The sequence below is a fragment of the Mesobacillus maritimus genome, from assembly GCF_044803185.1.
GTDB lineage: Bacteria > Bacillota > Bacilli > Bacillales > Cytobacillaceae > Mesobacillus_B > Mesobacillus_B maritimus_B.
In genome coordinates this window covers 2,136,359-2,149,731 of the sequence record NZ_CP085225.1, presented here as the reverse complement: position 1 = coordinate 2,149,731, position 13,373 = coordinate 2,136,359, and the positions used below count along the sequence as shown (strand labels likewise).

The window sequence follows — 13,373 nt, the reverse complement described above, 5'->3', positions numbered from 1 at the left end:
TTTTACGGGAAATCAAGGAGGACATACTGGACTTCCACCTTTCCTTTGGGCACGCTGGATTCTTCTTTCAAAAATCTTTCCAAATTGATAAAAATCCGGTCGTAATTTGTTAATAGTTTGTTCATAATTCCCCGCTAAGATAAAGGCATAGTAAGAAAACCAAGGGGGAACAAGCCATGAGCGATTTATATAAACCATTCGATGAACAGATAAACTCTACTCCTAATGAGGAACCAATCAAACCAAATCCATATGAAAAACCAGTCGAGCCGCTGAGGAAGCAAAAGAAGACTGGTGGAGTGAAAAGCTTTCTATCGATGCTGACTGCAGGAGTAATGGGATCAGCTTTAACACTAGGAGCCGTTACCTACACAGATGTTTTTGATTTCCTTAAAACAGAAGCCCAGCAAAATGCAGCTCCCTCTACAGAGCAACTATCAGAGAGTGAATTAGCAACTAGCGTTGTCCCTACATCCAATTCAAATAACACCACCGCTTCATTAGCGGATGTAGTTGAAAGTGCATCAAAAGCGATTGTTGGGATTATCAATTATCAGAATCAGAGCAATCCATTTTCCGGTGCTCAAGGAACCATACAAAGTGGTTCAGGTTCTGGGGTCATTTTTAATGTCCAGGGTGACAGTGCCTATATTGTAACGAACAATCATGTTATTGAAGGCGCGTCAGAGGTAGAAGTCTCCCTTTATGATGGCGAAAAAGCAACCGCAGAAGTCGTTGGGGCTGATGCATTAACCGACTTAGCTGTTCTAAAAATCGACGAAAAATATGCAACACATACGCTTAAGTTTGGAGATTCCTCCGGGTTGAGACCTGGTGACCAAGTCATGGCAATCGGAAATCCGCTTGGACTGGATTTATCCCGAACGGTTACCCAAGGAATCGTCAGCGCCATCGACCGCGATATTCCAGTTGAGACTTCCGCCGGCGAATGGGAGCTTTCCGTTATTCAAACCGATGCAGCCATTAATCCTGGAAACAGCGGTGGCGCTTTGATCAATACAAACGGCCATGTGATTGGCATCAACAGTCTAAAAATCTCCAATAGTGGTGTCGAAGGCCTCGGATTTGCGATTCCAAGTAACGATGTGGTTCCAATCATCAACGAGCTAATCGAAAATGGAAAAATTGAACGTCCTTATCTCGGCGTCAGCCTTGCTGATTTACAAGAGATTCCAAGTATGTATCTTCAATCCCTTCCTGAAAGTGTGAAAGGCGGGACAATGGTCACATACATCGAACCAAATAGTGCTGCAGCAAATGCAGGGTTAAAGCAGATGGATGTTATTGTGTCAATCGATAACGAGGAGGTTCAAAACTCAAGCGATTTGAGGAAATATATGTACGGCAATTTGACCACGAGTGACAAAACAACTCTAAAGGTCTACCGCGAGGGTAAAGAAATCGACGTGGAAGTGAACCTATCAAACTCTAAGTCCCCTACTAATTAAGGGAGCAACACTAAACAGTTTGAAAGGAGGTGAATCTAAATGAAGAAATTGTTTCAATGGTTGTTTATTTTAGTCCCCATTTTTCTTTTAGGAATGATTTTAGTTAAAATAACAGGCTTCCATTTAAATGGTATTCACCCCCAAGGAGGTCCGTTTACTCAACAATTTGGACATGGTGCTGGTCATCACTTTGGCCCTCGGGGAGCTGGTCGATTCCACGAAGTATATGCACTCATTTTTCCAACCACCATGCTGTTCATTTTAATAAAAATCGCTATAGTATTAGCAGGACTTGCGATTTGGAAGTTTTCAAAAGAGAAAACTGGAAAATGGTTCGGAGGCGCATTATTTAGCTTAGCACTATTCACCCTGCTTCCTAAAATTTTTGGAATCCCGTTCCTACTTATTATTGCCTACTTAGGATACAAAGGATTTATAAAAAAGAATCATCAATCTGTCGATTATCTAACACCAGCAGACCTAGCCACAGCTAGTTCATACCAAACAAGAGATTACTTAGATGAATGGGAAAAATCCATTCGTAAGGAGGAAGCATAATGGGTATTTTTAAAAGAATAAAAAATATAGTTAGTGCCGATTTCCATGATGCGTTAGATCGATACGAGGACCCGGTTGCCATGCTCAAACAACATTTACGGGAAATGGAAGAGGAAATTCAAAAGGCTCACACTTCACTGGCAAATCAAATGTATATTGAAAGGAAATACGAAGCCATGATAAAAGAAACGTATACCCTTATCCAAAAGCGTAGCCGACAGGCAGAACTCGCAGTTGAAAAACAAGAAGACGATATCGCAAGGCTCGCGATTCAAGACAGACTTGAAAACGAGAAGAAACTCACCACCTACCAAGAGCAATATCAAACGATTAAAAATCAGACAGACTTGCTTTGTAGCCATATCGATCGCTTACGTATAAAATACGACGAATTGCAATCTCGTAAACTAACAATAATTTCACGACTGAATGTGGCCCAAACCACAGCTAATCTTAGCAACATCACCGCTTCCAGCAACCCTGAAATTGCGACCAAAGGCTTTCAAGAAGTAGAAGACAAAGTCTTAAGATTAGAGGCAAAGACAGCTTCAAACCAATATGGGATGGCAAAGTCTAATCCTCTTGAACCTGCCCTCCTAGATGCAGATGTTGAAAAGGAACTCAGCAAATTAAAGGAAGCCAAAGCAGTAGGACAAGCCCAATAAAGCCAAAAAGCTGTTGCTTCCCCTCAACAGCTTTTTGACTTTTCTATCCTAATCTTTTAGGGGAATATCCTCTTGAATGGGAAGAAGTAGGAGCCTAATCGAAGAAGGATGAAACCAAATGTTTGGCTTCATCCTTTAAGGAGTTTCGTTAGTTTTTACCGTTTCCATTTCCACTGCCTTTTTCATTTTTCTTCTCGGCATTTTTGTTGTTAGCGTTTTGCTTTGGGTGGTTCTCTTTTTGTTTCTGTTCTTTTTGTTTTGCAGGAGCTTCTTGCTGTTTACCTTCAGCCTTTTGTCCTTGAGCACGCTTTTCTTCTGATTTTTGTTGTTTCTCGACAACTGGAGTTGAAACCACTGGTTGTCCTTCTTCCTCTACAATTGGCTCTTCGACAACAGGATCAACGATTACTGGTTCTGTTTCTTCCATAACTTGTTCCACAACAGGTTCTTCTGTTGGCTCTTCTGCTACTTCTACGCCTTCTTCAGATGAAAATTTAGCGGCTTTTTTCTCAAGCTTGGCCAATTTTTTATCTAATTTCGCAAAAGATTTTTCGATATTTTTCCTTAAAGCTTTTTGAGCATTTGGATTTTCCACATAAGTCAAGGCCATAGATAATGCGTCAATGTTGTTTGCAAGCTTTACTTCCACTACATCTTCTTCGATATCTTCAACCACAACGTCTTCGGCAACTACTTCCACCGCATCTGTTTCCTCGTCTGCTACCTCTACCGATTCTGCTAGATTTTCAGCAGCTTCCTCTTGAGTCGCAATGGCTTTATTAAGAACCTCTTCTGCTTCTTCCGTTTTTCCGTCAGCAATTAGTGCATTTGCCTCAGCAATACGTTCTGCTGCGAAATCAGCTAACAGACGAGCTTCTTTATAGTCGTCGAAAGACACGGCAAGTCGTACTTTTTCCATCATGATCTTTACAAAATAGAAGAAATCACCTGGAACTAAAGTTGGCTCTTCTGTTTGATCTTCTTCTTCAGTTGCTACATCTTCAGTATTAGAATTTTCTTCTAATCCTTCCTCTACAACTTTTTCAGCTTCTTCTGTTCCTTCATCATAACTAGTAGTCTCTTCTTCTACTAAAACTTCTTCTGTAGCTGAATCTTCTAGAACTGGATCAGACACTTCCTCAACAGTTAATCCTGTTTCTGGTTGTTCTGCTACATCCTCGTTTGCAAAAGCGGTTGGTGCTGCTAAAGAAAAAAGAAGGGCTGACGCGACTGTGCCGCTAATAATAGATTTTCTCAACTTCATTTATAGTTCCTCCTAAATTGGTTTACGCTACACCCTTCGAGGAAAGCAAACAGGTATATGTCCGTCTATCTGAAAAAAATCCAGTGTTTTTTGTGGAAAATAAAGGAATCTAGGCAGGAATTAATGAACATGGGCAATAAGGCGAAAAGAAAAGCCACCTGGATGGCAGCCTTTATTTTATTTCTAGATCTTTTTGATCAACATTTAGTTCAATTAAGTTTCCATCTGGGTCGGCGCAGAATATTTGTGCGAATCCGCTTTTTCCGTCTGGTTTTTCGAGGGTTTCAACTTGATTTTGTTTTAACCATTGCAGTGCTTCATGGTAGTTCTCAACTCTAAGGGCAAAGTGACCTTCTCTACTGTATAGACCTTTATCCGGACGAATGGTTTGTGATGAGGGCTCGACGATTAAATGAACTTGCTGCCCTTCTATTTCATACCAGGCGCCTGGAAAACCGAAATCAGGACGAGATATTTCTTTTAACCCTAATATTTTCCCATAGAAGTTTTTTGCTTTCTCTAAATCTGTAACCGTAAGACTTACGTGATGTAGACATTTGTATGTAATCAAAATCTTCACTTCTTTCATTAAAATAGTGTTTTTTTGGGCTCTTTTCTCAAACTTTGTTACTCCTTGGATACAAATTCGGTTGAATTAAGCTTTGTTTCACTTCAAAGTCCCCCTTAATTATGAGAAAAGAGCGCGCAAACTTCTTATCACGTACCAAATAGCTTATCTTGCGTTAAAATCGGCTTTAGGTAGTAAAAATCGGCTTTAAGATTTTTACAATTTTAACAACAATCTTTACGAAAACAGCCTTTTTTTAGATGATACCACATTCTATGAGCTGATTTAATTTGTTTTGTATTTTCTCTCATTCTGACTTTAGTTGATTCTCTTGCTAAAAGAGCGATTGCTCATATTGAACAATCGCTCCTTTTACAAGCTATTCTATAAAAACGTTACCTTACCTGCCCGTTCCCTGACATTAAATACTTTCTGGTTGTTAAGGCTGGTAGGCCCATGGGTCCTCTTGCGTGGAGCTTTTGGGTGGAGATTCCGATTTCTGCTCCGAATCCGAGAGCACCGCCATCGGTAAACCTGGTTGATGCATTATGGTAAAGAGCTGCAGCATCCACTAGCTGCATGAACTTTTTAGCTGTGGCAGTGTTTTCAGTGATAATCGCCTCTGAATGCTTTGTTCCATAAAGATCAATATGATCAATCGCTTCCTCTAAGCTGTTTACCGTTTTTACCGCTAGGTCCAGACTTAAGTATTCATTCGCCCAGTCAGTTTCGGTAGCTGGTTGAACATTAGGGAGTTCAGCTAAGGCTGTCTCGTCACCATGAACCGTAATTCCATGTTTGGTTAGCGCATCAGCCAACAGGCCCTTGTGTTCCTTCAGCCAATTTTGATGAACAATCAGTGTCTCTGCCGCATTGCACACTGCCGGACGGTCTGTCTTTGCATTGATCAGAATATTGATTGCCTTTTCCGCATCGCCTTCTTGATCTACATAAATATGGCAATTCCCGACACCTGTTTCGAGAACCGGTACAGTCGCATTTTCCACCACTGCCTTGATCAAGGATGCTCCACCTCTAGGGATTAACACATCAATATGCTCTTTCATGGTGAACAATTGTTGCGTCGCTTCTCGATTCAAACTATCAATAAACTGGACCGCATCTTTCGGAATGGCCGTCTTCTCCAACGCCTGATGAATAATTTTAACAATGGATCGGTTGGAATTAAGCGCAGAAGAACCGCCTTTTAGCACAATCGCATTGCCCGATTTCAAAGCAAGACCAGCAGCATCTGCGGTCACATTTGGACGTGCTTCATAAATCATCCCAATCACACCAAGGGGCACACGCACTTCTTCCACCTTCAGGCCATTCTCTAAAGTCCATCCTGACATGACATCGCCAATCGGATCTGGTAGCTCTGCTACTTGGCGCAACCCTTCGGCAAAATCAAAAATCCGTTCTTTATTAAGAGAAAGACGATCCATAAACGCCTGTTCAAAGCCTTTTTCTTCTCCCTTTTTTAAATCAATCAGATTTGCTGCTATAATGGCTTCAAAATTTGCTTCCAATGCATCTGCTACCGTCCGCAGTGCTTGGTTTTTTTCCTCAGTTGTAAGGATTCCTAATGTTCTTGCTGCTTTTTTCGCCTTTTTCGCTTGTTCTTCTACGGTTATGTTTTGTATGGCTGATGCAGTCATTAAATCCCTCCTAAAAATAGATTCATAGTTAATATGATTTATCACCTTACCCAATGGCTGGCAACTGGAAGTCAAGTGCACAGACAAAGGTCTCATGAGCAATCGCAGGTACAAGGTCTTGTTCCCCTTCAGTTCCGCTTTCACTCAGCTGTTCATGTGAATAATTGATACGACCCAGTCCAAGTTCAATTCCTGTCTCATCAAGAATTCGAACGACGGCACCGTCACCAAATTCCCCGATCACTTCCTGAATATCAGATCGATACAGGTCTTCATGCTTCTCGATAATGGCATTTTTACCGTGAGAACTGATGGTGACTTTTCCTTCAGGACCAGAATGAAACGCAATCCATTGTTGCTTATCATCTAGGTTTAATGCATCAGGTTCCTGTTCAAAATAAGTGCCTCTTGCTGTCCCATTTACAGCATTCATCAAGATATGTTCGCATCCTGCTTTTCCTAAAAAGGAATCAATTCCTGCGGCCATCGCAATTTTCACAGCCTCAATCTTAGATTTCATGCCACCTGTTCCAACCGCACTCCCCGAGTCTCCAGCAGCCTCTTCAATCTCGGGCGTGATACAATGGACATTTTCTAGTAGCTTAGCATCGGGATTATCATTCGGGTTGCTGTCATAAAGGCCATCAATATCCGATAAAATAATCAAGAAATCAGCATCAATTAGACCGGCAACCTTTGCCGCAAGTGTATCATTGTCGCCAAATTTTAAACGGTCGACAGTCACCGTATCATTTTCATTGATAATCGGAATAATTCCACGATCTAATAGAACATTCATGGTGTTTTTTACATTTTCAAAACGTGTTTCATCGGAGAAATCACTTCTCGTGATTAAAATTTGCGAAGCAACATACCCGTGAGATAAAAAGAGTTCTGAATAAGATTCCATTAAGAGCCCCTGGCCAATGGACGCTGCTGCTTGCTTTTCAGGGAGGGATGTTGGCCGTTCCAGGCAACCAAGCTTCCGATATCCTGCCGCTACTGCACCGGAAGAAACAACCGCTGTTTCATAACCTGCATCCTTTAGCTCCACAATTTGCTCTGCAAGATTTTCTAGCTTTCTCCGGCTAATCTCTCCGTGCATACTTGTTAATGAGCTGCTTCCTATCTTAATAACAACTCTTTTTATCTGTTTATCACTGTTTAACATCTAATACCTCCTGTGTACATATGCAGCCTGAAAATAGTCGTTAAGGAGTGACAATCGTCCCTTCAAGCTCCTTGCTGATTTCCTTTGAGCGGTTTGCCGCATGTAGAACTGCCTGTGAAATGGCTTCTCCGCCATTAAATTTTATTAGAGCTTCGACTCCAGAAGCGGTCGTACCATTTGGAGAAGTGACTTTTTCTCTTAGCGAAGCTGGAGCTTCCCCTTGCTCTAGTACCATTTTAGCTGCGCCATAAATCGTTTGAGCAATTATCTTTCTCGCCTTTTCTTCATCAATTCCATTTTCAATACCAATGCGTTCCATATTCTCCATTAGATAATAGAAGTACGCTGGACCACTTCCGGCTAAACCTGTAAACACATCCATCTGGTCCTCTTCGATTAAAAAAACCTTGCCCATGCATTCAAGTAATTCCGTTACCAATTTCACATTCCCCATCGTGACTGACTCACCAGCAACGACTCCAGTCGCGGACTCTTGAATCATACTAGATGTATTGGGCATCACACGAACGACCTGTTGACTCTTATTTAAGTGATCCTGCATAAACTCTGTCGTAATCCCAGCAAGTACGGAAAGAATCACTTGGTCAGGCTTTATTTTATTCTTGATTGAAAGGAGGGCTTCTTCTGCCCCTTTCGGTTTCATCGCTAAAATGAACAGGTCGACTTTTTCAAAAGGAAGTTCACTTTGTGGCAATGCGTTCACACCGTATTTTGAATGAAGCTCTTCAAGTCTGTCGGCATTGCTTTTATTCGTGACATATATTTGGTTTGCTGGCATTTTTTCAGCGGTGATGACTCCTGAAATCATCGATTCCGCCATCGAACCCGCTCCTAAAAAAGCGATTGTTTTATTTTCTAACATTCATATCCTCCTAGAGATGGTTCATTTTGTTCGTCTAAACGTTCAAATTTTTCCAACGTTATCTATCGTAACACGCTGAGTTTCATATTCAAGAGGATACAAGAAAGTAAGCAGGATAAAGGCGAGATAGTCAATGAAATGGTCAAAATGGGTATCTAAGCATCCTCTCAAGCCTTCTCAAGCTAGATAATCCTTGATAAAGGCGATATTTGCCTGTTTCATAAATGCGATTTTTTATTAACCTGCTTTTCTAGACAATATGTGACAGGTTCCTGTTATTTGCCAACCAAATATAGGAAATGAGTGTTTGGGAGGTTGTCTTCCTATAAAAAAATGCCCCTGTTACCTTTTTCGAATAAGCTCCCAAATTACCGTGTCAGGACACCTCACACTTTTGTAGGAAACATCCCAAAAATTGATTATGATACCCTTAACACTTTAAATCTTTGTAGAAAGGGGAATGCGTCTTGTAAAAAGCATCGAGTCAGTCTTTCCTGATTTATAAGTTGCAGCCCTTCATTCAAAAGTGGAAATTGGATAAGAAACGGTGATGATTTTTTCTTTTTTGTAAATTACCAATATAAATAGTTTGAATATTGTAACAATTTTTAGTATAATAGAAAAAAGGTTAAGGAGTGATTTTAATGGATAAGAAATTGCTGAATTCACCAAAATCCAAAGAAAATGTAATAGATTCATTAATGGCTGAAATGGTGTTAGACCAGGCTCTTCTTAAGTTCCGAAAAGAAAAAATCCAGCAAAAAATCGATCAGTCCTTACTAGACAAAAACAAAAGTGAATTTCTGCGATTAACCGAAGAATTAAAGAAAGTGAATTAAATCAACTAAACTTTTAGCTAATAGCAAGTAGTAACATAAGAAACAAAAAAGGAAGCTCATTCTAAATCATAGATTGGGCTTCCTTTTTGGTTTTATTCCCTTGTGATTAAAATCGGTTATCTAACTTCTGTGAGTTGATGCCAGAGACTTATACACGATACCATATAGCCCCAAAAGCATTTATGACTCTACTAATTCAGCAGTTGCTACTTTATTGATAGCAATGTCTTCGAGTACATAAGCTTTTTCAAAGCCATCTCTCATCGCATGTGTAATCGAACCAGGATTGATGGCATCTCCAATGACAAAAACATTATCAAAGTGGTTGCGATAACTTTCTTCTAATGGGTTAAAGGATTCTGTTCCCATCGAAAAGACTACATGGTCCGCTTCAAGTTCGATTTGTTCTCCTGCTACATTGGTCATTAACATTCCATCCGGACGAACCGCTGATACCATATGGTCTTCAATAATCTTCACACCTGCTGTTGTTAAACGATTATGCAGCATTGCTTTTGTTGGCGCTGTTACTTTACTGCCTGTTTCAGTAGGAATTTCAACCAAGGTTACCTCATTGCCTTGTTTCTCAAGCTGACTTGTTACACTATAACAAACCATGCCACTGCCTACGACGACAATTTTATTACCCGCAAAGTGTTTCCGCTTCAGGTACACATCTTCGTAATCACAGACGATTGGGAGGGTATTTCCCTCGATATCGGCAATTATTGGTTTTGCGCCTGTTGCTAATAAAACGGCATATGGGTTTAACGCTTTGATCGCCTCAATTGAAGCAACCGTGTTTAAACGAACATCAACGTTTAACCGCTTCATTTCATTACTGAGATATTGAATAATCCAGTTCATTTTCTCTTTCGGAATGGGTGCTGTAACAAGGTTTAATTGGCCCCCGAGCTTATTGTCTTTCTCAAATATTGTAACCTGATAGCCTTTTAGCGACAGGACCCTTGCCGCTTCCATGCCACCAGGGCCACCACCGACAATTGCAACATGTTTCTTTCCCTCAATTTTCTTGAATTCTCTAAACTCTAGTTCACGGCCAGCTCTAACGTTGACAGAGCATTTCACATGGCCTTGTGATTTCGTTGTACAATACAAGCAAACAATACACTTTCTAATTTCATCGTCACGGCCTTCAAGTGCTTTCTTCGCCCATTCAGGATCAGCGATATGAGTACGTCCCATCGCGATGAAGTCGGCTCTCCCTTCGGCTAAAATGGATTCAGCAAATTGCGGTTCACGAATAACGCCAACAGTAATGACCGGAATGTTGACCACTTTCTTTATTTCCTCTGCAAGATAGACTCTCCAGCCTTGTTCGTATTGCATCGTTTCAACCATCGTATTCATCGAATTATAGTTTCCACAGCTTGCGTGAATCGCATCTACCCCAACCATTTCTAAACGACGTGCCACTTCCTGGCTTAGAGGAATCATCATGCCGCCTTCTTCAAATTCATCGACACTTAGTCGAACGGAAATCGGAAAATCAGCGCCACAGACTTGTTTAATCCCGACCACAATCTCCTCAACAAATTTCATCCGATTATAAAAACTACCGCCATATTCATCGGTCCGCAAATTAGTGTTTGGGCTGAGAAATTGATTAATTAAATACCCGTGGGCCCCGTGAAGCTCTACTCCGTCAACCCCGGCATTTTTACAACGAAGGGCCGCCATTACAAATTTATTGATGATTTCTTTCACTTCTTCGGTCGTCAACGCTCTTGGCTCTTCGCCGATTGCCGCACATGTTACGGCACTTGGAGCAACAATTTGTCTGCCTCCACCTAAGACCATGGAATACGTTTCTCTACCAGAATGCTGCAATTGTACAAAGAGCTTTGCGCCATATTTTTGTACTGCATTTGCCAGTCGGTGAATCCCAGGCACGAAGCGTTCTTCATCAATCCTCAGCTGATTAAACCCTGCTCGACCATATTCATAATCCACAGAAGTAAACTCGGTGATAATTAACCCAGTCCCCCCTTTGGCACGCTCTTCATAGTATGTAATTTGTTGGTCGGTAATCTGGCCATCATGACCAGAAAAGTTGGTTCCCATTCCAGGCATCACCACACGATTTTTTAACGTTAAACTCCCGATTTTTCCCTGTTCAAATAAATGAGGATATTTCATAGTGGGCATAGTCATCCCTTTCTTTGTTAAGAATTTCACAATGTTAGGTAAAAAATATATTTCTATCCATCATTATAAATGAAGTACGAGGATGATTTACGGGGTAAAAGTGACAATTATTAGGAGTCATTTAAAAACCAAGCTCTGTTAAACGTTGGTGTTGATTTCCGCTCCAGGCACTTCGCTTTCCGCGGGCGTGCAGGGGAGCCTACTCGGCGCTTTAAGCGCCTGTGGGGTCTCCCCTGCCCCGTACTCCCGCAGGAGTCTTCGTGCCTCCCGCTCCAATCAACGGTTAAAAATTAATATTTTATATTAACTCAACCACTATAAAAAAGAAGCAAGGCTCCTTGCCCTTGCTTCTCCATTTTTACTTATTAAGTTCTGCCCACGTGTTTTCAAGCCACTTATCAAAATCGGTTCCCTTATTTCCCTCGTATGTATCATACACATCAAGTCGCATTTTCTTCAGCTTCTCTTTGAATTCTTCGTATGAATGTCCTTCTGGGAGACTTTTCTTAATCCTAAGTAAAATTTTATTTACACCCTTAACAGCATCGCCTTTTTTCCTAGGAGGTGTATCAACATTTTCACCGAACTTTTTCAGCGTACGGTATGCAGCATCCTGCACTTTCACAACGGGATCCGTATTCATCACGTTCGTGAGTACATCAATGATTTTCGCATGCTTCCACTGTGCCAACTCATCAATCGCATCCAATCGCTCCCGCCAATTAGACATTCGATTCACACTTTTCTTCAGTTCCTCGTAGTTTTCAGGTAGTTCATTTTTTCTCAAAGTATTCTAGCTCCTTCTCTTACTAAATTACGAAATCTAATTCATTTATAGTTTATTTATAGCTTGTCCAAAAGACTTCCTTTCCTGCATAACAGGAAGTCTTTATCCTAGGTCCTTGCTATTCCATCGGTTTAAAATCTTCCATTATGATGGAAAGCAATCCCTTACTTGCTGCGGCCATTAGTTGCTCTTTAGGAACAGAACGTTTTTCCTCTTTTCTAGATGGTGTATTGTTCCTATACACATACTTTCTACGAAGGATTCCTTTTTTCTGATTGTAGAATAGAACAAATCGTTTTAAGTTCGCTTTCAAATCCGTATTCTGCCAAGTGATATAAAAAACCTTTTCCTTCTCCCACTCCTCAACCGTGATCATTGAATAAAGCAAATTTAACTGCAGGATGTTGAAATCATTATTAAACACTTTAACATCCCGTTCAATGGTTACTTTAGGTTCATCAATCGTCGGAAGACTTTCATCCGGAACTCCAAATTCCTTAAGCTTTTCAATTAGTTCATTATACGTAGTTATGAAAACCCTCTCCTCTTCTATGACATCATCCCAGTCACTTTTTATAGTGTACCTCATTCCTGTAGGTTTCCCTTATTCATCCAATAAAATGCTCGTGGGACAGGCACCCTGCCCCGTTTGACCGAAACGGGACAATGTACCTGTCCCTCTGTCCCTAAGCTATGCTTGAAGGATAATAAAAAGAAGTGTCCATTGGGACATTATAGTCCTTTTGGACACTTCTTTCTATAGGGGAGTTGGGGCTTTGCTTTGTGTTTCTTTATTTTGCTTGTTTTTTCTGTTTTTCTTCATTGCCTTCGTGATGTATCCACCTTTAAAGTTACGTGGTTCATAGGAAACTATAAAGGCACTTGGTTCATAAGAACTCACAATTTGGATAAATTCCTGTTCACGGTCACGCCTTGCGGTACAATCGAGACGATAACGACGAGCATGATTCATCCCTTCCACTTCTGCGGTAGAAACGCTAAAACCTTCATCACGAAGATGCTTTGTTAATTCTTCATTCTTACTCATAATATTCACTTCAATCGTAACAAAGCCAATCGCTAGCTTTTGTTCGATCATTTGACCAATATATAAACCTACACCAAAACCTATTGCATAGGCAGCCATATTTAGATAATTAGATAAATCACTAAAAACAATTCCAAGTGCAACAACGTAAATGACTCCTTCGAGCATCCCAAGAGCGGCAGCTTTTTCTTTCATTCCTTTGACCATCGTGATTGTTCTCAATGTTAACACTGGAACATAAATAAGTTGGGCAACAAAAATGATTAGTGCTTGAAGCATTCTCCCACCTTC

The 13,373-nt window shown here is 40.7% G+C and carries 13 protein-coding genes; 4 read left to right on the top strand and 9 right to left on the bottom strand.

All coding sequences use genetic code 11. From position 1 onward, the window contains the following. The first annotated feature begins 176 nt into the window (after nt 1-176). The 3 genes from LG336_RS10135 to LG336_RS10125 are packed head-to-tail and all read left to right on the top strand — an operon-like array spanning nt 177 to nt 2,692. On the top strand, nt 177-1,469 hold the full coding sequence (locus LG336_RS10135; protein WP_404332451.1) for a S1C family serine protease: 1,293 nt from the start codon (nt 177-179) through the stop codon (nt 1,467-1,469). A 39-nt stretch (nt 1,470-1,508) separates the two neighbouring features. Beyond that, entirely contained in the window at nt 1,509-2,027 is a 519-nt protein-coding gene (locus LG336_RS10130) for a hypothetical protein (RefSeq protein ID WP_404332450.1), read from the top strand. Further along, nucleotides 2,027-2,692, top strand: a complete 666-nt coding sequence (locus LG336_RS10125) for a PspA/IM30 family protein (RefSeq protein WP_404332449.1) — start codon at nt 2,027-2,029, stop codon at nt 2,690-2,692. The genes LG336_RS10130 and LG336_RS10125 overlap by 1 nt, the downstream gene beginning before the upstream one ends. Nucleotides 2,693-2,840: 148 nt before the next feature. Here the strand turns inward: LG336_RS10125 and LG336_RS10120 are convergent, their stop codons facing one another. From LG336_RS10120 to proC, 5 genes are all read right to left on the bottom strand, one after another. Further along, complete coding sequence (locus tag LG336_RS10120) at nt 2,841-3,956, bottom strand: DUF5667 domain-containing protein (protein ID WP_404332448.1); 1,116 nt, start codon at nt 3,954-3,956, stop codon at nt 2,841-2,843. Between the two features lie 172 nt (nt 3,957-4,128). Continuing rightward, the gene (locus tag LG336_RS10115; RefSeq protein WP_404332447.1) at nt 4,129-4,527 is read right to left on the bottom strand and encodes a VOC family protein; all 399 of its coding nucleotides are present in this window, start codon (nt 4,525-4,527) and stop codon (nt 4,129-4,131) included. Between the two features lie 392 nt (nt 4,528-4,919). Further along, a complete protein-coding gene (locus tag LG336_RS10110) occupies nt 4,920-6,185 on the bottom strand; it encodes a glutamate-5-semialdehyde dehydrogenase (protein WP_404332446.1) in 1,266 nt (421 codons plus the stop codon). A gap of 46 nt (nt 6,186-6,231) precedes the next feature. Further along, complete coding sequence (gene proB / locus LG336_RS10105; protein WP_404332445.1) at nt 6,232-7,356, bottom strand: glutamate 5-kinase; 1,125 nt, start codon at nt 7,354-7,356, stop codon at nt 6,232-6,234. 40 nt (nt 7,357-7,396) lie between these two features. Then, entirely contained in the window at nt 7,397-8,239 is an 843-nt protein-coding gene (gene proC, locus LG336_RS10100; protein WP_404332444.1) for a pyrroline-5-carboxylate reductase, read from the bottom strand. Between the two features lie 644 nt (nt 8,240-8,883). Between proC and LG336_RS10095 the strand changes: the two genes are divergently transcribed. After that, on the top strand, nt 8,884-9,078 hold the full coding sequence (locus LG336_RS10095; protein ID WP_404332443.1) for an IDEAL domain-containing protein: 195 nt from the start codon (nt 8,884-8,886) through the stop codon (nt 9,076-9,078). 180 nt (nt 9,079-9,258) lie between these two features. Here LG336_RS10095 and LG336_RS10090 read toward each other — a convergent pair whose 3' ends face one another. From LG336_RS10090 to LG336_RS10075, 4 genes are all read right to left on the bottom strand, one after another. Next, the gene (locus LG336_RS10090; protein WP_404332442.1) at nt 9,259-11,247 is read right to left on the bottom strand and encodes an FAD-dependent oxidoreductase; all 1,989 of its coding nucleotides are present in this window, start codon (nt 11,245-11,247) and stop codon (nt 9,259-9,261) included. A gap of 358 nt (nt 11,248-11,605) precedes the next feature. After that, nucleotides 11,606-11,977, bottom strand: a complete 372-nt coding sequence (locus tag LG336_RS10085; protein ID WP_404333132.1) for a HEAT repeat domain-containing protein — start codon at nt 11,975-11,977, stop codon at nt 11,606-11,608. Between the two features lie 175 nt (nt 11,978-12,152). Continuing rightward, on the bottom strand, nt 12,153-12,623 hold the full coding sequence (locus LG336_RS10080; RefSeq protein WP_404332441.1) for a hypothetical protein: 471 nt from the start codon (nt 12,621-12,623) through the stop codon (nt 12,153-12,155). A 168-nt stretch (nt 12,624-12,791) separates the two neighbouring features. Next, complete coding sequence (locus LG336_RS10075; protein ID WP_404332440.1) at nt 12,792-13,361, bottom strand: DUF2179 domain-containing protein; 570 nt, start codon at nt 13,359-13,361, stop codon at nt 12,792-12,794. Between the last annotated feature and the right edge of the window lie 12 nt (nt 13,362-13,373).